14 protein-coding genes and 1 other RNA gene are annotated in these 19,833 nt (G+C 68.8%); 2 read left to right on the top strand and 13 right to left on the bottom strand.

Going from position 1 to position 19,833, the window contains the following annotated elements; translation table 11 throughout:
- Positions 1-7: 7 nt before the first annotated feature.
- The 13 genes from mraY to ACWPKK_RS08365 form a co-directional block, all read right to left on the bottom strand.
- A complete protein-coding gene (gene mraY / locus ACWPKK_RS08425) occupies positions 8-1,093 on the bottom strand; it encodes a phospho-N-acetylmuramoyl-pentapeptide-transferase (RefSeq protein ID WP_324871157.1) in 1,086 nt (361 codons plus the stop codon).
- A 9-nt stretch (positions 1,094-1,102) separates the two neighbouring features.
- Positions 1,103-2,602, bottom strand: coding sequence for a UDP-N-acetylmuramoylalanyl-D-glutamyl-2,6-diaminopimelate--D-alanyl-D-alanine ligase (locus tag ACWPKK_RS08420; protein WP_452002766.1), 1,500 nt, complete (start codon positions 2,600-2,602; stop codon positions 1,103-1,105).
- Positions 2,599-4,092, bottom strand: coding sequence for a UDP-N-acetylmuramoyl-L-alanyl-D-glutamate--2,6-diaminopimelate ligase (locus ACWPKK_RS08415; protein ID WP_452002764.1), 1,494 nt, complete (start codon positions 4,090-4,092; stop codon positions 2,599-2,601). Before ACWPKK_RS08415 ends, ACWPKK_RS08420 begins: the two co-directional genes overlap by 4 nt.
- Positions 4,058-5,953, bottom strand: coding sequence for a peptidoglycan D,D-transpeptidase FtsI family protein (locus ACWPKK_RS08410; protein WP_452002761.1), 1,896 nt, complete (start codon positions 5,951-5,953; stop codon positions 4,058-4,060). The genes ACWPKK_RS08415 and ACWPKK_RS08410 overlap by 35 nt, the downstream gene beginning before the upstream one ends.
- Entirely contained in the window at positions 5,950-6,765 is an 816-nt protein-coding gene (gene ftsL / locus ACWPKK_RS08405; RefSeq protein WP_452002758.1) for a cell division protein FtsL, read from the bottom strand. The genes ACWPKK_RS08410 and ftsL overlap by 4 nt, the downstream gene beginning before the upstream one ends.
- Positions 6,762-7,736 carry a 16S rRNA (cytosine(1402)-N(4))-methyltransferase RsmH gene (gene rsmH / locus ACWPKK_RS08400; protein ID WP_324871153.1) on the bottom strand — a complete coding sequence of 325 codons (975 nt, stop codon included), beginning with the start codon at positions 7,734-7,736 and terminating at the stop codon, positions 6,762-6,764. The genes ftsL and rsmH overlap by 4 nt, the downstream gene beginning before the upstream one ends.
- Entirely contained in the window at positions 7,736-8,182 is a 447-nt protein-coding gene (locus tag ACWPKK_RS08395) for a division/cell wall cluster transcriptional repressor MraZ (RefSeq protein WP_014248340.1), read from the bottom strand. The genes rsmH and ACWPKK_RS08395 overlap by 1 nt, the downstream gene beginning before the upstream one ends.
- A gap of 768 nt (positions 8,183-8,950) precedes the next feature.
- An RNA gene (rnpB, locus tag ACWPKK_RS08390) (RNase P RNA component class A) lies at positions 8,951-9,352 on the bottom strand.
- An 86-nt stretch (positions 9,353-9,438) separates the two neighbouring features.
- Entirely contained in the window at positions 9,439-10,131 is a 693-nt protein-coding gene (locus ACWPKK_RS08385; RefSeq protein WP_452002754.1) for an N-acetylmuramoyl-L-alanine amidase, read from the bottom strand.
- The gene (locus tag ACWPKK_RS08380; RefSeq protein WP_452002751.1) at positions 10,128-11,006 is read right to left on the bottom strand and encodes a DMT family transporter; all 879 of its coding nucleotides are present in this window, start codon (positions 11,004-11,006) and stop codon (positions 10,128-10,130) included. Before ACWPKK_RS08380 ends, ACWPKK_RS08385 begins: the two co-directional genes overlap by 4 nt.
- Positions 11,003-12,832 (bottom strand): ATP-binding cassette domain-containing protein, encoded by a 1,830-nt coding sequence (locus ACWPKK_RS08375; RefSeq protein WP_452002748.1) that lies wholly within the window; start codon positions 12,830-12,832, stop codon positions 11,003-11,005. The genes ACWPKK_RS08380 and ACWPKK_RS08375 overlap by 4 nt, the downstream gene beginning before the upstream one ends.
- A gap of 131 nt (positions 12,833-12,963) precedes the next feature.
- Positions 12,964-14,100, bottom strand: a complete 1,137-nt coding sequence (locus tag ACWPKK_RS08370; protein WP_452002745.1) for a hypothetical protein — start codon at positions 14,098-14,100, stop codon at positions 12,964-12,966.
- A 129-nt stretch (positions 14,101-14,229) separates the two neighbouring features.
- On the bottom strand, positions 14,230-15,009 hold the full coding sequence (locus ACWPKK_RS08365; RefSeq protein ID WP_452002742.1) for a TerB family tellurite resistance protein: 780 nt from the start codon (positions 15,007-15,009) through the stop codon (positions 14,230-14,232).
- Positions 15,010-15,316: 307 nt separating this feature from the next.
- Here ACWPKK_RS08365 and ACWPKK_RS08360 point away from each other — a divergent pair, with 307 nt between their 5' ends.
- Together ACWPKK_RS08360 and ACWPKK_RS08355 are read left to right on the top strand one after the other, a co-directional pair.
- Complete coding sequence (locus tag ACWPKK_RS08360) at positions 15,317-15,898, top strand: GNAT family N-acetyltransferase (protein ID WP_452002739.1); 582 nt, start codon at positions 15,317-15,319, stop codon at positions 15,896-15,898.
- A 196-nt stretch (positions 15,899-16,094) separates the two neighbouring features.
- Positions 16,095-19,763: a hydantoinase B/oxoprolinase family protein gene (locus ACWPKK_RS08355; protein WP_452002737.1), complete on the top strand. Its 3,669-nt coding sequence runs from the start codon at positions 16,095-16,097 to the stop codon at positions 19,761-19,763.
- Positions 19,764-19,833 lie beyond the last annotated feature (70 nt).

Raw genomic sequence — 19,833 nt, 5'->3', positions numbered from 1 at the left:
GCCCCCCTCAGCGCAGCTTCAGCGTGGACAGGCCGACCAGCGCCAGGATCGAGGCGATGATCCAGAAGCGGATCACCACCGTCGGTTCGGCCCAGCCCTTCTTCTCGAAATGATGGTGCAGCGGCGCCATGCGGAACACGCGCTTGCCGGTCAGCTTGAAGGACGCGACCTGCACGATCACCGACACCGTCTCCAGCACGAACAGGCCGCCGATGATGGCCAGCACGATCTCGTGCTTCGTCACCACGCTGACGGCGCCCAGCGCGCCGCCCAGCGACAGCGACCCGGTATCACCCATGAAGACCATAGCCGGCGGGGCGTTGTACCAGAGGAAGCCCAGCCCGGCGCCGACCAGGGCGCCGCAGAAGACGGCCAGTTCGCCGGAACCCGGCACATGGTGGATTTGCAGGTAGTTGGCGAAGATCGCATTGCCCGACAGGTAGGAGATCAGGCCGAAGCAGCCGGCCGCGATCATCGTCGGCACGATGGCGAGCCCGTCCAGACCGTCGGTCAGGTTCACCGAATTCGATGCGCCGACCATGATGAAGGCGCCGAACGGCACGAAGAACCAGGACAGCTGGATCAGGAAATCCTTGACGAAGGGCACCGCGACGCCGCCCGACAGCGGCGGGGCGGACACCCACATGATCAGCGCGGAGGCGACCAGCCCGATGGCGATCTCCCAGCCTAGGCGGAAGCGGCCGGACAGCCCCTTGGTGTTGCGCTTGGTCAACTTCAGGTAATCGTCGCCGAAGCCGATCAGGCCGTAGCCGATGGTCACCAGCAGGACGATCCAGACATAGGGGTTGGTCAGGTCGCCCCACAGCAGGGTGCTGACCGTCATGGCGATCAGGATCATCAGGCCGCCCATGGTGGGCGTGCCCTTCTTCTTGAAATGGCTTTCCGGGCCGTCTGCACGGATGGGCTGTCCTTCGCCCTGCTTGCGCTTCAGCCAGGCGATCAGGCGCGGAAAGAACACGAAGCTGATGACCAGCGACGTGATCACGGCGCCGCCGGTGCGGAAGGTCAGGTAGCGGAACAGGTTGAACGGCGTGAAGACGTCGGCCAGTCCGAAGAGGAGGTTGTAGAGCATTTGGGTCCGTCAGCCTCGCGGGCCTTGCTGGCCTTGCGCGGCCGCCTGCGGCTGGTTGGTGGTTCGGGAGGCGGCTTTGTCCTCGCTTTCGCGTCCGCTGTCGAGTGCCGCGAGCGCATCGACGACCAGACCTGTACGACTGCCCAATGACCCCTTGACCATGATAACGTCGCCGCCTTTTACGGCCGCGGTCACGATGGGCGCCAGGTCGACGCTGGTCTCGGTCCAGGCGCCGCGCATGGCTTCCGGCAGGCGGTCGAACAGCGCCTTCATGTGAGGGCCGCAGGCATAGACGGTGTCGACCTGCGCGGCGCGCAACGGCTCGGCGAGAGCGATGTGCAGCGTGTCGGCGCGGTCGCCCAACTCGCGCATGTCGCCCAGCACCGCGATGCGGCGTCCGCCGGCGCCGGGATCGATCTTGCCCAGAACCTCCAGCGTCGCCGCCATGGCGGCCGGACTGGCGTTGTAGCTCTCGTCGATCAGCGTGAAGGCGCCCTGGGGCAGCTTGATGCGCTTGCGGGTGCCGCGGCCCTTGACCGGCTGCAGGCTGGACAGGGAGCGGGCGGCAGCGGTGACGTCGGCGCCCAGCGCCTTGACCGCCAGCAGCACCGCGAGGCTGTTCATCACCCAGTGCCGGCCGGGCTGCGACAGGCAGTATTGCAGCCGCTCGCCGCGGATGACGGCGGTCACAGCGCTGCAGGTGGCGTGCAGCGAGCAGTCGATCAGGCGGGCGTCGGCCTCCTCATGGGCGCCGAAGCTCCAGATGTGGGTCAGGCCCTGGCGGCGCGCGGCGGCGGCCAGCCGGGCATACTGCCCGTTGTCGCGGTTCAGGACAGCGACGCCGCTGGCATCCAGCCCCTCGAAAATCTCGGCCTTGGCGTCGGCGATGGCCTCGACGCCGGAGAAGAACTCCAGATGCGCCGCTTCGACCGTGGTGATGATGGCGACATGCGGCTTGACCTGCCGCGACAGCGGGCCGATCTCGCCCGCATGGTTCATCCCCAGCTCGAACACGCCATAGGCGCTGGCTTCCGGCAGGCGGGCGAGCGACAGCGGCACGCCCCAATGGTTGTTCAGGCTGCCTTCGGTGGCGTAGGTCGCACCTTGCGCCGACAGGACATGGCGCAGCGTCTCCTTCGTGCCGGTCTTGCCGACGGAGCCGGTGACGCCGACGACCCGCGCGCCGCAGCGCGCGCGCGCGACGGCACCCATCGCCGCCATCGCCTCCAGCGTGTCGACCGGGGTGATCAGAAGCGGCGCATCTGCCGGCAGCCCGTCCGGCACATGCTCGACCAGCGCCGCCGCGGCCCCGGCGGCCAGCGCCGCGCCGACGAAGGCGTGCCCGTCGAAATTCGGTCCGCGGATGGCGACGAACAGGTCGCCCGGCGCCACCTTGCGGCTGTCGATGGTGACGCCGGTGGCGGTCCAGGCAGCCGGACCGGTCAGACGCCCGCCGGTGGCGGCCGCCGCGTCCCGGGCAGTCCAGAGGACCGTCTTATCGTCGCTCATGCTCCAACCTCCGCTACGGCTTTCCGGGCCTCGTCCGCGTCGTCGAACGGACGCACCTCGGTGCCGATCGTTTGTCCCTGCTCGTGGCCCTTGCCGGCGATGACCAGGACGTCGCCGGGCTGAAGCTGCCGCACCGCGGTGCGGATCGCCTCGGCCCGGTCGCCGATCTCCTCCAACCGGCCGGCCAGTTCCCCGGTGGCGCCGGCCAGCACCTGACCCCTCACGAAGGCGGGATCCTCGGTGCGCGGGTTGTCGTCGGTGACGATGGCGCGGTCGGCCAGTCTGGCCGCCAACGCCCCCATCACCGGCCGCTTGCTGCGGTCGCGGTCGCCGCCGCAGCCGAACACCGTCACCAGATGGTGCGCGGCATGCGGCTTCAGCGCCCGCAGCACCGTTTCCAGCGCGTCGGGCGTATGGGCGTAATCGACGTAGACCGTCGCCCCGTTGGGGTGGGTCGCGACATGCTGCAGCCGGCCCGGCACACCTTCCAGCGAGGGAAGGGTGGCGAGCGCCCGCTCGGTGTCGCCGCCGGAGCCGATAACGAGTCCCAGCGCGCAGAGCACGTTCCAGGCCTGGAAGCGACCCGCCAGCGGCAGGTCCACCGTCACGTCGCGGCCGAGCACGGACAGGGCAAGGCGCTGGCCATGGGCCAGCGGCTCGACCCCGGTCACCCGAAGCTCGGTTCCGGCCAGACCATAGGACAGGACCCGGTGACCACGGTGGTTACAAATGGTGGCAAAATGTTGAAATTCCGGAGAGTCGGCGTTCAGCACCGCGACGCCGCCCGGTGGCAGGACCCGGTCGAACAGCATCGCCTTGGCGTCGCGGTACGCCTCCATCGTGCCGTGATAGTCCAGATGGTCCAGCGTGAGGTTGGTGAAACCGGCCGCCTTGATCGCCACGCCGTCCAGCCGGAACTGCTCCAGGCCGTGGCTCGACGCCTCCATCGCCAGATGGCCGATGCCGGCCTCCGCCGCGGCGGCGAGGTCGCGGTGCAGCGACACCGGGTCGGGCGTGGTCATCCCGCCATAGCCCTGCAGTCCGGGGCCGAGCAACCCGAGCGTGCCCAGGCTGGCGGCGGGCAGGCCGAGCCGCGTCCAGATCTGGGCTGCGAACTGGACGGTGGAGGTCTTGCCGTTGGTGCCGGTCACCGCCACCACCGTCTCCGGCTGGCGCCCGCCATGGAAGGCGGCGGCCATGCGCGCGAAGGCGAGGCGGGGCTGGGGATCGGTCAGCAGGACGGCGGTGGAGCCGGGCGGAAGTTCGGTGCCCTCGGGCGCCAACACCGCGACGGCGCCCTTGGCAAGCGCGTCGGCGATGAAGGCGCGGCCATCGGCCTTCACGCCGGGCAGGGCGGCAAAGACGAAGCCGGGCCTGACCGCGCGGCTGTCGGCGGTCAGCCCGGCGATGTCGGGGTCACCGTGTGCCACATTATGTGCCCCACGGGCGGTGGCGTCAGCGGGGCTTGGTCTGAGTTGGGAAAGACGCAACGGTGCTTCCCTTCGACGGGGGTGGGGCGGAGACGGGAGGCAGGGACTGCTGCCAGTTGGTGGACCCGGCGGCGTTCAGGAAGGTGGAGTTCAGGATTTCGGGCGAACTCTCGTCCACCGTCGGCACGTTCAGCAGCGGGCCGATCTGCTTGATGATGCGGCCGGCCGCCGGAGCGGCGACCCAGCCGCCGGTGGCGTAGCCGTAGGTCTTTGCCGTCGCCTTGGGCTCGTCGACCAGCACATAGACGACATAGCGCGGGTCGTGCATGGGGAAGGCCCCCAGGAAAGACGACATGCGCGAGTTCTTCTGGTAATGCCGGCCCTTCTGCTTGTCGGCCGTGCCGGTCTTGCCACCGACGACATAGCCCTTCACATCGGCCGACTTGCCGGTTCCTTCGGTGACGACGAAGCGGAACATGCGCCGCATCATGTCGGAGGTCTGGCGCGACACGACCTGTTCGGTCGGGATTTCTGCCTCAGAATTGCGCTTCAGCAGCGTCGGCTTGTGGAAGAAGCCGCCGTTGATGACGGACGCGGCGGCGGCCACCGTGTGCATCGGGCTGACCGAAATGCCGTGGCCGAAGGAGATGGTGTAGCTGTTGACCTCGCGCCACGGGTTGGGCACCAGCGGCCAGCCGCTTTCCGGCAGTTCCAGCCCGGTGGGCTTGGTGAAGCCCATCTTGGTCATGAAGGCCTTCTGCGCCGCGATGCCCATCAACTGGACCATGCGCACGGAACCGAGGTTGGAGGAGTGCTGGAACACCTCCGCCACCGTCAGGGCGCGGTTCAGTCCATGATACTCGTTGATGGTGAAGCGACCGATCTTGATCGGATGCTTGGTGTCGAACATGTCCGTCACTCGGATCTTGCCGGAATCCAGCGCCAATGCCGAGTTGAAGATCTTGAAGGTCGAACCCATTTCGTACACGCCGAGCGTCGCCCGGTTGAACAGCGTGTCGGGGTTGAGGCCGGTCGGGTCCTGCGGGTCGAAATCGGGCAGCGAGACCATCGCCAGGACTTCGCCGCTGCGCACGTCGAAGACGATGCCGGCGGCGCCGATGGCGCTGAACTCCTGCACGGTTGCCGTCAGTTCCTTTTTCAGGACATGCTGCAACCGCAGATCGAGAGACAGCTGCAGCGGCGTGCCGGGATCCTCGGTCAGGCGCTTGTTGAAGCCCTGTTCCATGCCGGCGAGGCCGTTGTTGTCGATGCCGGTGAAACCGACCACGTGGGAGGCCAGCGGACCGGCCGGATAGAAGCGGCGCTCCTCGCGCTCGAAGGCGATGCCGGGAATGCCCAGCCGGTGGACGGCAGCCTGCTGCTTCGGTGTCAGGTTGCGCTTCAGCCAGACGAAGCGGCGATCGCCGCTCAGCTTGCCCACCAGATCCTTGTAGTCCATGTCCGGCAGGACGCTGACCAGCTTCTGCGCAGCCTCTTCCGGGCGCGAGACCAGCTTGGGATCGGCGAAGAGCGACTGGGTGACCAGCGAGGTCGCCAGCAGGTTGCCGTTGCGGTCGACGATGTCGGCCCGGTTGGTGGTGGTGGTGTCCACCTCCAGCGCGACATGCTGGCGCGGCTCGCCGCCGCCGGCGAACAGGGTCGCCATCGCCAGCTTGACGCTGATCGCGGTGAAGACCGTCGTGACCACGGCAGCCGTCACCAGCAGACGGTAACGGCTCTGTTCCAGCGCGACGGCCAGCGACGTCCGCGGCTTGGCGGGCGGCTGCTGGGGCGGCTGCTGGTAGGGCGAGGGCGCCGGGGGCGGGACATAGGTGCTGCCGGGGCTGCCGGGCACCCCGCCACCGGATCCACCGCCGGGCTGGCCGTAACCGGCCGGGCCGCCGTGGTCGTAACCGCTCATCGATTGGCCCCCAGACGCGCGACGAGCAGGCCCAGGCTGTCGGTCGGCTTGGGCTGGTAGGGCTGCTGGGCCGCCGCAGCCTTGGGCGCGGGAACCGGAGCCGCGGCCGGCGGCATCGGCCGGGTCGCCACCTCGGTCGTCCGGTTGGGCGCGGTCGGGGCGTTCGGAGCGAGCTTGCCAGGGGCGCGGTCGGTCGCCGCCCTCTCAGGGGTCTTCTCCACCGGCGCGCGGGCCGCACCCGGTATCAGGGCGGAGGGCTTGACGCGGGGAGCCGGATCGGCAAGGCCGCCGCCCGACGGCAGGGAGGCGGGCACGACGACCGCCGCGCGTTCCAGCGCCTTTTCCATCGGCAGCGGCTTCGCGGCCGCCGGCACGCTGGCCGGAACGATTCCGGCGGCGGTGTTGTTGGGAATGGCGGGGACGCGGGCGGAAGCGACCTGAGAGGTGCCGGCGCCGGGCGCGCGGACCATTGGCGGCAGCGGAGCGGCACCGGGCTGGCCGGGCAGGGCAGGGGCAGGCGGCGGAACGGCGTCGGCCGGGCGCATGGGAATCAGGTCCATCGCCACATACTGGCGCGGCTCCGTCGGATGCAGCGCCAGATAGGACTGGGCCATCTGCTCCAGCTTGGTCGGATCGTTCAGGTAGCTCCACTCGGCCTTCAGGACCTGGATGGACTCCTGCTCATGGATGATCTTGCGGTTCAGCCCGGCGAGCTTTTCCTCCAGATCCTGGACGTCGTAGCTGGTCTGGAACAGCACGCCACCGGCGGCCGCGATCAGGCCACCCCAGAACAGCCAGGTCTTGCCTTTCATGCTGCCTCCTTGCCGGGCGCCGGGAACGCGGGCGCCTCGGTACGTTCAGCCGCGCGCAGCCGGGCGGACCGGGCGCGGGGATTGTTGCGGGCTTCGGCCTCGCTCGGGTCCACGGGTTTCCGGGAGAGCAGGCGGAAGGATGGGTGATGCGCCGCGACCGCGGTCACGGGCGTATGGCGGGACGGGGAGGGCGGCGGCGACGACCGTTCCCGCAGGAACGCCTTGACCTCGCGGTCCTCCAGCGAATGGAAGGAGACGACGGCCAGACGCCCGCCGGGCGCCAGCAGCGACTCGGCGGCGGACAGGCCGCGCCGCAGTTCGCCCAACTCGTCGTTCACATGGATGCGCAGCGCCTGGAAGCTGCGGGTGGCGGGATCGATCCCGTCGCCCTTCCCCTTCGGCACCACGGAGCGGATGATTTCGGCCAGCCGCGCCGTGCGTTCGATCGGCGCCTCGCGGCGGGCGGCGACGATGGCGCGGGCGACGCGGCGCGCCATCCGCTCCTCGCCCAGGTGATAGATGATGTCGGCCAGTTCCGCCTCGTCGGCGGTATTGACCACGTCGGCGGCGGTCGGACCGTCCCGTCCCATCCGCATGTCGAGCGGGCCGTCGAAGCGGAAGGAGAACCCACGCTCCGGCTCGTCGATCTGGGGGGAGGAGACGCCGACGTCGAGCGCCACGCCGTCCACGGTCGCGACGCCATGGTCGGCCAGCAGCCTGTCCATGTCGCCGAAGCGGCCCTCGATCACCTCCAGCCGGCCCGGGAATTCCTGGGCCAGCGCACGGCCGCGCTCGATCGCGGCGGGATCGCGGTCGATGCCGATCACGCGGCAGGACGCCGACCGCAGCAGGGCGCGGCTGTAGCCGCCGGCGCCGAAGGTGCCGTCGACATAGACGCCGCCGTCGCGCGGGGCGAGTGCCGCGATCACCTCGTCCAGCAGGACGGGAATGTGAATGGGGGTATCGGTCATCAGGCGCCCTCCCCGCTCCGGCTGGCGGCGCCGCGGGAGGCCTTGGCGACGATCTGGCTGAGGGAGATGTCCTTGCGCACGACCTGCTCGCGCAGCGCCGCCTCGTGGGCCTTCAAAGCGTCGGGTTCCCAGATCTGGAAGGTCTTGCGGCGGCCGATGAAGGCGGCCTCCTCGGTGATGCCGGCGAACTCCGCCAGCTCCTTGGGCAGGACGATGCGGCCTTCGGCGTCGGAGGAGACGGGGATCAGCTTTCCGAAGATGAAGGTCTCGATCATGTCGCGCTCGTCGGCATCGAGGTCAGGGGATTCGAGGCTTTCGGAGAGGACGTCGAGATAGTCCTGGTCGGCGCCTTCCAGCGCCTGGTGGTTCAGCGAGGGCCAGAGATAGACGGTGCTGGGAGCCGACGTCTTGGCAAGCGACTGCCGGAACTGTGCCGGGATGGACACACGCCCTTTCCTGTCAACTTTGTTGACGTATGTGGACAGGAAAACGGCCATAGGCCCGGCGATCCCCCCTGCTATCCCCCGTGCGCGGTCGGGTGCTCCGCGCTAGCCCCGCTTGGCCCATTCAGCCCCCGCCCCCGGTGTTAACCAGAATGGGTAAGAGCCCCCCTTAAATGGGCATTCTTGGGATAGCATGGGACGGCATGGGCGTCAACGGCCCCCCGAGTATTCAGACGGGGGTGTCAAGACTTTCGGGTCAGGCTGTGGCATCTGCGCAAGTTGGTGTACGAATTTCCGGAATCCTCGCAGTATTCCGCTGGACTCCGCCAATGTGGATAAAGTTATCCACACAGGTTCTCCGAATGTTCCAAAATTTTAACAAAATGTGACCGATCCATGGTTTGTTACACCGTCGAATCGACCCCCTCCGACGGCATAGGACCTTGGGTGGGAAAGCCCGGTCCGGCATGGGACGGCATGGGAAATCGCCCCACAGTTATCCACCGGCTGTGGATTAGTCTGGGGAAAATGTGGATGGGGCCGTGCACATCCTGGGGATGGCCGCGGGAAAGCCCGGCAAACTGCGGGATGCGGGGAAGGAGGGATGGCCCGCGCCCTGTGGATGACGCCGGAGAGCGCCCATGCCGTCCCATGCCGAACCATCCGATTGGGCGGCGCGGGGGCAAAAGGGTGCCACCATGGGGCGGCATGGGATCATGCGCCCAACCGGGGACTCCGGATTTGGATGAACTGGGCAATGGGTAGGGGAAAAGCGCCAGATGGCCTGTAAGCCGGGTTCTGTATCCCGCCCCGAAGGGCAGGCGATGGCCATTCGTCTGGGACGCCGGTTGCCCGGACGCCTCGCGCGACCAACCCGAGCGGCGGCGCGGAAACGCGCTTGACCCACGCCCGTCCCGTTGCGGGGACGGTGGTCGGGCCGCTCCTATTCGGTCTTGCTCCCGGTGGGGTTTACCGTGCCGTCCCCGTTGCCGGGTCCGCGGTGCGCTCTTACCGCACCCTTTCACCCTTACCTGGGTCGAAACCCAGGCGGTTTGCTTTCTGTGGCACTGTCCCTAGGGTCGCCCCCGCCGGCCGTTAACCGGCACCGTGTTTCCGTGGAGCCCGGACTTTCCTCCCCCGGTCGAAACCGAAGGCGGCCATCCGGCCATCTGGCGCGACCGTTCATATAGAGAAGCGGCGGTGGGGGCAAATCCCAAATCACACCGGGATTCAATCTCTCGGACGGACCGCGCGTGCCATCACCGCCCCGTCAGCCGCAGCAACGCGCGCAGGCGCCGCACCGTCTCGGCATCGGGGGTGTCGGTCAGGCAGTTGGGATGGAAATGGCGCTGGAAGGCCAGCAGCGCCCGAGGTTCGGCCGGATCGTACCCATAGCGTCCCAGCAGCCCGGCGACTTCGGCGTCGGTGAAGGGACCCTCTTCGGCCTGGGATGGCGTGGGCCAGAGGCCGATGCCCTGGGCTGCGAGGCCCGGCCAGTCGAACAACTCGCCCGGATCCTCCTTGCGGGCGGGCGCCACGTCGCTGTGGCCCAGCACGTCGGCAGGGGCGATCCCGTGGCGCTGGATGATTCCGCGGCAAAGTTCCGCCACCGCCGCCATCTGCACCGGCGGGAAGGGGCGGTAGCCGAACTCGTGGCCGGGGTTGACGATCTCGACGCCGATGGAGCGGCTGTTCACGTCCTCCGCCCCGCGCCAGCTCGACCGGCCGGCATGCCAGGCGCGCCGGTCTTCCGGCACATGGGCGTAGACGGTGCCGTCCTCGTCCACCGTGTAGTGGGCACTGACCTGGGCCGCCGGGTCGCAGAGGCGGTCAAGCGCATGGGCGGCGGTCGGCATGCCGGTGTAGTGCAGGATCAACAGCTCCACCCGCGCACCATCGGCCCGAGGGCCATGGTTGGGGGAGGGGCGGTCGATCCGGCGGATGGCGTTCATGTCGGATTCGTGACCGTCTCGTTGACCGCCTTCGCTCCGCGCCGGACGATCACCGCCACTCCGCCGATAGTCAGCAGCCCGCCGACGGCGAGGTTGATCGTCAGCGGATCGCCCATCAGCAGCGCGCCCGATGCGACGCCGAAGATCGGCACCGTCAGCAGGTAGGGCATGGTCTGGTTGACGGAATAGCGGCCGAGCAGCGGATACCACAGCCCATAGGCGATGATGGTGACGGCGACCGCCATGTAGACGATCGATGCCCAGCCCACCCAGGTGGAGTTGGCGAGCGCCTCCATCTGGCCATGCTCCAGCAGCAGCGACAGGACCAGCAGCTGCGGCATGGCGAACAGCGCCATCCAGCCGTTGACGGCGAAGCCGTTCACCGCGCCGATCAGCTTCATCTGCACGCTCGCCACCGCAAAGGCGAAGCTCGCCGCCAGGATCAGCAGCAGCGAATAGAGCGAATTGCCCAGCCGCGGCTCGCCCGCGATCACCGCCACCCCGGCGAAGGCGGCGGCCATGCCGATGCCGCGGCGCCAGCCCAGCTTGTCCTTGAACACCACAGCCGCCAGCAGGGAGGAGAAGGGCACCTGGGCCTGCGCCGCCAGCGAGGCGGTGGCGGCGTCGATCCCCTGCAGCCCGGTGAACATCATCGGGAAATGGATGCTGCCGAGCGTCACCGACAGCAGCGCGATCTTCCACAGCTTGTCACGCGGCACGCGGAAGAAGGGGATGATCAGCACCGCCACCAGGGCGAAGCGCAGGAACATGACGAACAGCGGCGGGAATTCCGCCAGCGCCCATTTCGCCACGACGAAGTTCAGTCCCCACAGCGCCATCACCACCAGCGCCTGGAGCGTGTGGGCGAAACTCATGCCCGGCCGCCTTCCAGCTCCTCGCGCATTGCCTCCAGCTCCAGCCAGCGTTCCTCCGCCGCGGCGAGATTGGCCTGCTTGGCGTGCAGCTGCTCGCTGGTCTTCTGGAATTTGGCGGGGTCGCGGGTGAACAGGTCGGGGTCGGCCAGCGCCTTCTCCAGCTTGGCGATCTCGGTGCCCAGCCCGTCCATGCGGGCCGGCAACTCGTCCAGTTCGCGCTGGTCCTTGTAGCTCAGCTTGCCGCGCGGCTTGGCCGCGGCCGCCGGCGCCGTGGCGGGTTTCGGCTTGGCCGCCGCGGCGGCGGGAGCCGCCTTGGCAGGGCGCTGCACCAGATAGTCGGAATAGCCGCCGGCATATTCGGTGGCGGTGCCGTCACCCTCCAGCGCGATTGTGGCGGTCACCAGCCGGTCGAGGAAGTCGCGGTCGTGGCTGACCAGCAGCAGCGTGCCCTGATAGTCGCCCAGCACGTCCTCCAGCAGGTCCAGCGTGTCCATGTCGAGGTCGTTGGTCGGCTCGTCGAGGATCATCATGTTGCTGGGCTTGGCGAACAGGCGGGCCAGCAGCAGCCGGTTGCGCTCGCCGCCCGACAGCGCCTTCACCGGGCTGTCCAGCTGCCGGGTGTCGAACAGGAAGTCCTTGATGTAGCCGGCGACATGGCGCGACACCCCGTTGACCATCACCGCGTCGCCGCCGAATGGGCACAGCACCTTGCGGATGGTGTCCTCCGGATCCAGCCCCTCGCGCCGCTGGTCGAAGTAAGCGGTGTCGAGGTTTGTGCCCAGCTTCACCGTGCCCTCGTCGGGGTCGAGCTGGCCGGTCAGCATCTTCAGCAGGGTGGACTTGCCGGCACCGTTCGGCCCGATCAGACCCACTCGGTCGCCGCGCAGGATGCGGGTGGAGAAGTTCTTCACGATGGTCTTGCGGCCATCGGGCGTGTCGAAGCCCTTGGAGATGCCGGTCGCCTCGATCACCAGCCGGCCGCCGCGCTCCGCCTCGGCGATGGCGAGCTTGGCCTGCTGGCCGCCCTTGATCTGCTCCGCGCGTCCGGCGCGCAGGTCCAGCAGGTTGCGCACGCGCCCCATGTTGCGGGTGCGCCGGGCGGAGATGCCCTCGCGCAGCCACTTCATCTCGCTTTCGATCTTGCGGTCCAGCTTGTGGGCCGCTGCCTCCTCCGCCTCGAACACCTCCGCCTGCCAGGTCTCGAACTCGGCGAAGCCGCGGTCGGTGGCGCGCACCGTGCCGCGGTCGAGCCACAGCGTGCGCTTGGCGAGCCGGTTCAGGAAGGCGCGGTCGTGGCTGATCAGCAGCAGCCCGCCGCGGAAGGACAGCAGTTCCTCCTCCAGCCACTCGATGGTGGGGAGGTCGAGGTGGTTGGTCGGCTCGTCCAGCAGCATGACATCGGGGTTGCCGACCAGCGTGCGGGCCAGCGCCGTGCGGCGCGACTCGCCGCCCGACAGGGTGCGGGGGTCGAGGCTGCCGTCCACCTGCAGCCGGTCCAGCACGGCGTCGACCCGGTGCGCCTCGTCCTGCTCGTCGGCGGGCAGGCCCTGCACGACATAGTCGTGGACGGTGGCGCAGCCGGTGAAGTCCGGTTCCTGCGGCAGGTAGGCGAGTCGGGCGCCCGGCTGGACGAAGACGGTGCCGCCGTCGGGTTGGATCATCCCGGCCAGCACCTTCATCAACGTCGACTTGCCCGACCCGTTGCGGCCGACCAGACAGGCGCGGTCGCCGCGGGCGATGGACAGGTCGATGCCGTCGAACAGCGGACGGCCGCCGAAGGTGACGGAGACGCCCTGGAGCGCCGTGATGGGTGCGGGAGGAGCCATGGACCGTTCGTGCGCCGGAAAATCAAGGGAAGGGGATGGGTTATAGCGCGCCGTCCCCCTCCACCGCGACCCGGAAAAACGGTTGGGCGGGTTGCGTCCCGCGGAGCCGGGCTCCCGTCACCCGATCTCCGTCACCCGGCCGCCGGAACCGGCCCCGTCGGCGTCGCCACCTGCTGCTCCTGCATCTTGAAGCCGAAATAGGTGCCGTTGCTGATGCCGGTCAGGGCCAACAGGTTGGCAGACAGCTCCGGCATGCCCAGCGTGCGGGTGACCTCGTAGAGGAAGGTGATGCCCAGCACCATGGTCCAGGCCAGCAGTTGCAGGCGGTGGATGTTGTAGCCGGAGGCATCGCTCAGCAGGTCGGCCAGCCATCCCTGCGTCGGCGGATAGACCTCGTTCAGGCTCGCGGCCATCGTCGTCTGGTCGGGCGGGTTGGCCGCGGCAGCGGCGATGTAGGCGGCGGCATGCTGCTGGCGCCGGATCTCGTCGTCGCCCGGCCGGCGGTCCTGGAAGGCCGCGAGCACGGAGGTGCCGCCGACGATCCCCATCAGCGCCATGGTGCCGGTGGTGACGGTGTCCATCGATCCGGTGATGGTCAGGATGGCGACGTAGGAGGCGGTGACGATCCCGCTCCACCACAGAAGCTGGAAGCGGGCGAGGCTGTAGGGCGCCCGGTAACCGGCCGGCATCGGCACGCCGGAAATGGGGGTGATCGAATCCATGCGGCCGAAATGGCGGAAGAAGGCGAACAGAAACCCAGCCGCCACAAGCGCGAACCACAGGCCGGCCAGCCCGAGGTCGCGGTCGCTCGCCCCCTGGATGGCGACCAGCTTCGGTGCGGTGCTCATGCCGCCGGTGGCAGGACCGAAGGCGATCGGCAGGGTCTTGGTGCCGGAAAGGCTGAAGAAGCCGCTGAAGGCGGTTTGCCATGCCGCCCGCCGCTGCGCCGCATCGTCACCGTTGCCGGCGATGGAGGTGGAAGCGGTGCCCACCATTTCCCCCTTGGCGGAGCAGCCAAAGCTGGCGCGGGCGCCCGGAATGGTCTGGCCGTTGGCGACCAGGACCAGCCCTTGCGCGTTGAGCGCCGCGGCTTGCGTCGGACAGTCGGTGCCGGACGGCGGCGCTCCCAGAGTCAGCGTCAGCGGCTGGCCCAGCACCACCGGGCTGTCGATGGAGGCGGTCTGCGCCTGGGCGGCGCAGAGCGTACCTGCCGCCAGCGCCGTTCCCAGAGCCGCAGCGAAGATCGTCCGGATGATCGTGCGTTGCATGTCGTGTCGTTCCCAAATCCTGCGGGCAACCGGTCGCCCGCCCCATCGGGGACGATACGTCAGAAAAAGGGATAAAGCCCATGACAAAGCAATTTAAAATCCAGTCACATCGTGACGAATCTCGACATGCTAGAGCAGCACGGCACTTCCTTCCCGCTCGCGGCGGATGCGGTCATAGGCGGCGTTGACAAGCGCGAGCTTCTGCGTCGCCAGATCCACGAACTCCTGCGGCATGCCCTGGGCGATCAGCCGGTCGGGGTGGTGTTCGCGCACAAGCGCACGGTGGGCGGCCTTGACCGCGTCGTCGCCGGCGGTTCGCGCCACGCCCAGCACAGCGTAGGGGTCCGAGTCGGTCGGGCCGCCGGCCATATGGTGCCCGGCGACGATGCGGCGGAATTCGGCCTCGTCGAAGCCGAAGATCACGGCGATGGCGTGCAGATACTCCACCTCCGTCTCGTGCAACTCGTCGTCGGCCTCGGCGATCATCAGCAGGCTGTCGAGCAGTTCCTCCAGCACCGCGTGCCTGTCCTCGAACAGGTTGGCGATCTGGCGGGCATACTCTTCGAAGCCATGGGTGTCGCGGCGGGCAAGGTCGAAGACTCGGCCGACATTCGCCAACTCGTCGGCCGGAACGCGGAACAGCCGCTTGAAGGTATCGACCTCCACCCGCTTCACCACGCCGTCGGCACGCGCCATCTTCGCCGCGAGGGCGATAACGCCGATGGTGAAGGCGACGGTCTGCTTGGCCTCCTCGGCCTCCGCATCGGTCATGGCCCTGCGCTGGTCGCCGGGGCCGCAGGGCGACCACAGGTCCACCGCCTGCCCGGCAAGCCCGCCCAGAAGGCTGCCCAACGGCCCGCCGCTGAACAGGCTGGCCGCGCTGCCAAGGATCCTGCCCCAAATGCTCATGCTCCGCCTTCCGCGTTCCGCTCGTCCGTCATCCTGTCGGCCGGCAGCATAGCCGCCGTACGGTTATCGGCCAACTGTGGCGCGGCTGCAACAGGCCAGCATTGTTCGCATTGCGAATTTCTAATAAGCGCTTGCGAATTCCGCCCGGGACGCCATGTTGCACTGCAATAAAGGGCGCCGCAGAGAGCGCCGGTTTCGATAACAACGGCGACCGCCAAGCGCTTGTCACGAGCGTGCGACGCCGGGTTCTGGGGAAAAACGTTCTGCGCGAATGCGTTTTCGAATTTCGAGAACCGTGAGCAGAGCCATGCCTGTCATCCGCAAGATCATGCCGACCGAACTGCCCCAGTACCGGGCGCATCTCCTCCGTCTGGACCGTGCCGACCGCTATGCCCGCTTCACCGGCACGCTGTCGGACGAGGCGGTGGAGCGGCATTGCGCTGCCATCGACTGGGGCCGGACGGTTCTGCTGGGCGCGTTCGAAAACGGTGTGCTGCGCGGCGTGGTGGAGCTGTGCGGCGACCGCATCCTCTGGCCCGATCAGGCCGAATTCGGCATCAGCGTCGAATCGGAGCTTCAGGGCAAGGGCGTCGGCAGCACGCTGGTCCGTCGCATCCTGACGGTCGCCCGCAACCGCGGCATCCGCCATGTCCACATGATGTGTCTGGCCGGGAATGTCCGGATGCGTGCACTGGCCCGCCGTTTCGGCGGCCGGCTGGCGCTGGACGGCGGCGAAGTCGCGGCCCTGTTCGAACTGCCGCCGCCCAACCAGTTTTCGCTTGCCCTGGAAGCGCTGGAAGACGGCAGCGGCGCCTTCAACAGCATCCTGTCCGGCAACGCCATCCTGGCCCGCCTGCCCGGCGTCCGGCCGGAGCGGCTCGCCGCTTGACAAGATAGCGGCTCGCCGCCTGACCAGAGGGCCGCATCATCGGTGATCCTGTGTTCTTTCCGCCGCGGCCGTCTGTCTTGATGGCTGCCCTGATGGGCGTGGGGCACGCTGGCGGTTGAAATTCGCTGCCGGATCGCGAAACTCCGGCCCACGCGCGGTGCGGTTGCCGCGCAGGGATTCGGCGGGTGCGACGACGATGGCTGAGAATCAAGGCGCGGCGATGGACGGGACGGCGGAGGTCAAGCCCGCCCGATGGCAGTTCTGGATCGATCGCGGCGGCACCTTCACCGACATCGTCGGCCGCCGGCCGGACGGGTCGGTCGTCACCCACAAGCTGCTGTCGGAGAATCCGGAGCGCTATGCCGACGCCGCCGTCCAGGGCATCCGCGAGCTTCTGGGCCTGAAGCCCGGCCAGCCGATCCCGCCAGATACGGTGGAGGTGGTGAAGATGGGCACCACCGTCGCCACCAACGCCCTGCTGGAACGCAAGGGCGAGCCGACCGTCCTGCTGATCACCGAAGGGCTGGGCGACCAGCTGCGCATCGGCCATCAGGCCCGGCCGAAGATCTTCGCCCGCCACATCCATCTGCCCGACCAGCTCTATTCCCATGTGGTGGAGGTGCCGGAACGGGTGATGGCCGACGGCCGGGTGCTGAAGCCGGTCGACCTGCATGCCGTCCGCCGCGGGCTGGAGGAGGCCTACCGCAAGGGCTTCCGCGCCGCCGCCATCGCGCTGATGCATGGCTACCGCTATCCGGAGCATGAACGGCAGGTCGCCTCGCTGGCCCGCGCGGTCGGCTTCACCCAGGTGTCGGTCAGCCATCTGGTCAGCCCGCTGATGAAGCTGGTCGGACGCGGCGACACCACGGTGGCCGACGCCTATCTCTCGCCCGTGCTGCGCCGCTATGTCGACCGGGTCGCCAACGACCTCAGCGTCGACGGCACGCCGGTGCCGCTGATGTTCATGCAGTCCAACGGCGGCCTGACCGACGCCCGCCGCTTCCAGGGCAAGGACGCCATCCTGTCCGGCCCGGCCGGCGGCGTGGTGGGCGCGGTGCGCACCGCCGGCATGGCCGGCTTCGACCGGGTCATCGGCTTCGACATGGGCGGCACCTCCACCGACGTGTCGCACTATGCCGGCGAGTATGAGCGCGCCTTCGACGCGGTGGTGGCCGGCGTGCGGGTGCGGGCGCCGATGATGCACATCCACACCGTGGCGGCCGGCGGCGGTTCGCTCTGCGTCTTCGACGGCACCCGTTTCCGCGTCGGGCCGGACAGCGCCGGCGCCAATCCCGGCCCGGCCTGCTACCGCCGCGGCGGACCGCTGACCGTCACCGACTGCAACGTGATGGTCGGCAAGATCCAGCCGCGCTTCTTCCCCCATGTCTTCGGGCCCAACGGCGACCAGCCGCTGGATGCCGAGGTGGTGAAGGCCCGCTTCACCGAATTGGCCGCCACAGTCAATGAGAAGCTCGGCACGACGATGACCCCGCAGGAGGTCGCCGAGGGATTCCTGCGCATCGCCGTGGACAACATGGCCAACGCCATCAAGAAGATATCGGTGGAGCGCGGCTATGACGTCACCGGCTACACCCTGAACGGCTTCGGCGGGGCGGCGGGCCAGCATGTGTGCGCCGTCGCCGACGCGCTGGGCATGACGCGGGTCTTCCTGCACCCGCAGGCCGGCGTGCTGTCCGCCTACGGGATCGGTTTGGCGGACACCGTCGCCATCCGCGAGCGTGCGGTCGAAGGCCCGTTGAGCGACCCCGTGGTCGACCGGCTGACCATGCTGTTCACCGACCTGGAGACCGAGGGGCGGGCGGAACTGGCGCGCCAGGGCGTTGCCGCCGACCGGCAGGCGATCAACCGCCGCGTCCACCTGAAGGCCGCCGGGTCCGACACCACGCTGACGGTGGCCTTCGGCTCCAAGGTCGCGATGACCAAGGCCTTCGAGGAGGCGCACCGCCGCCGCTACGGCTTCCTCACCCCCGGCACCGAACTGGAGGTCGAATCGGTGACGCTGGAGGCGGTCGGCCTGACCGACGTGCTGGAGGATCCGGAGCTTCCCGCCACCACCGCCGTGCTGCCGCGCCGGCTCGCCACCGTCGCCACCCATATCGGCGGCCAGCGCCGCGAGGCTCCGCTCTACGACCGCCGCCAGCTTCAGCCCGGCAACCGGGTGGTCGGCCCGGCGATCCTGGCCGAAGCGGTCTCCACCACCGTGGTCGAGCCTGGCTGGATGGCGGAGGTCACCCGCAAGAACCATCTGGTGCTGACCCGGCTGGAACCGGCGACCCAGCGTCAGGCCGCCGGCATCAAGGGCGGGGCGAAGGTCGATCCGGTGATGCTGGAGGTCTTCAACAACCTGTTCATGTCCATCGCCGAACGGATGGGCGTGACGCTGGAGAAGACCGCCCGGTCGGTGAACATCAAGGAGCGGCTGGACTTCTCCTGCGCCCTGTTCGACCGCGACGGCGGGCTGATCGCCAACGCCCCGCACATGCCGGTCCATCTGGGATCGATGGGCGAGAGCGTGCGCGCGGTCATCGAGCGGCGCGGCGGGACCTTCACCGCGGGCGAGAGCTTCGCGCTGAACGACCCCTATCATGGGGGCACGCATCTGCCGGACATCACCGTCGTTTCCCCGGTGTTCGACGAGGCCGGCAAGGAGCTGCTGTTCTTCGTCGCTTCGCGCGGCCATCACGCCGACGTCGGCGGCATCACCCCCGGCTCCATGCCGCCCGACAGCAAGACCATCGCCGACGAAGGCGTGCTGATGGACTGCGTGCCGCTGGTGGAGAACGGCCAGTTCCTTGAAGAGGCCATGCTGGAACTCCTGCGCTCCGGCCCGCATCCGGCGCGCAACCCGGCGCAGAACATCGGCGACCTCAAGGCGCAGGTCGCCGCCAACGAGCAGGGCACCCGCGAACTGCACCGGGTCGTCCGCCTGCACGGCCTGTCCACCGTCATCGCCTATATGCGCCATGTCCAGGACAATGCCGAGGAGCAGGTCCGCCGCGCCATCGGCGTGCTGAGCGACGGCGATTTCGCGGTGACGCTGGACAATGGGGCGGTGATCAAGCTGCGGGTGTCGATCGACCATGCCGCACGCTCGGCGATCGTCGATTTCTCAGGCACCAGCACGCAGCTCACCAACAACTTCAACGCTCCCTCGGCGGTCTGCCGGGCGGCGGTACTCTATGTCTTCCGCTGTCTGGTGGATGACGAGATCCCGATGAACGAGGGCTGCCTGCGCCCCATCGAGATCGTCATCCCGCCGGGGTCCATGCTGTCGCCCAACCCGCCCGCCGCGGTGGTCGCCGGCAATGTGGAGACCAGCCAGTGCATCGTCGATGCGCTGTTCGGCGCGTTGGGGGTGATGGCGTCGGCCCAGGGCACGATGAACAACACCACCTTCGGCAACGAGTGGCACCAGTATTACGAGACGGTCTGCGGCGGCTCCGGCGCCGGCAACGGCTTCAACGGCACCGACGCGGTGCAGACCCACATGACCAACTCCCGCCTGACCGATCCGGAGGTGCTGGAATGGCGCTTCCCGGTGCTGGTGGAGGGCTTCCGCATCCGCCGCGGCTCCAGTGGGGCAGGGCGCTGGCGTGGCGGAGACGGCGTGATCCGCCGCCTGCGCTTCCTGGAGCCGATGACCGCAGCCATCCTCGCCAACCATCGCAAGATCGCCCCCTTCGGGCTGAAGGGTGGGGCGGACGGCGCGCTCGGCCGCACCTGGGTCCAGCGCACCGACGGCAGCGTGCAGGAGCTGGCCTCCCAGGACAGCACGGCGATGCGGCCGGGCGACGCCCTGGTGGTGGAGACGCCGGGCGGCGGCGGGTTCGGGGCGGTGGGGTGAGGGGGTGGGGGCAGCGGCGATTACCCCCCACCTAGCCTCCCCCGCTGGGCGGGGGAGGGACTGCCGCCGC

The organism is Azospirillum largimobile (assembly GCF_977007025.2).
The sequence above is the reverse complement of the archived record's forward strand: the minus strand, read 5'-3'. Positions and strand labels throughout refer to the sequence as shown.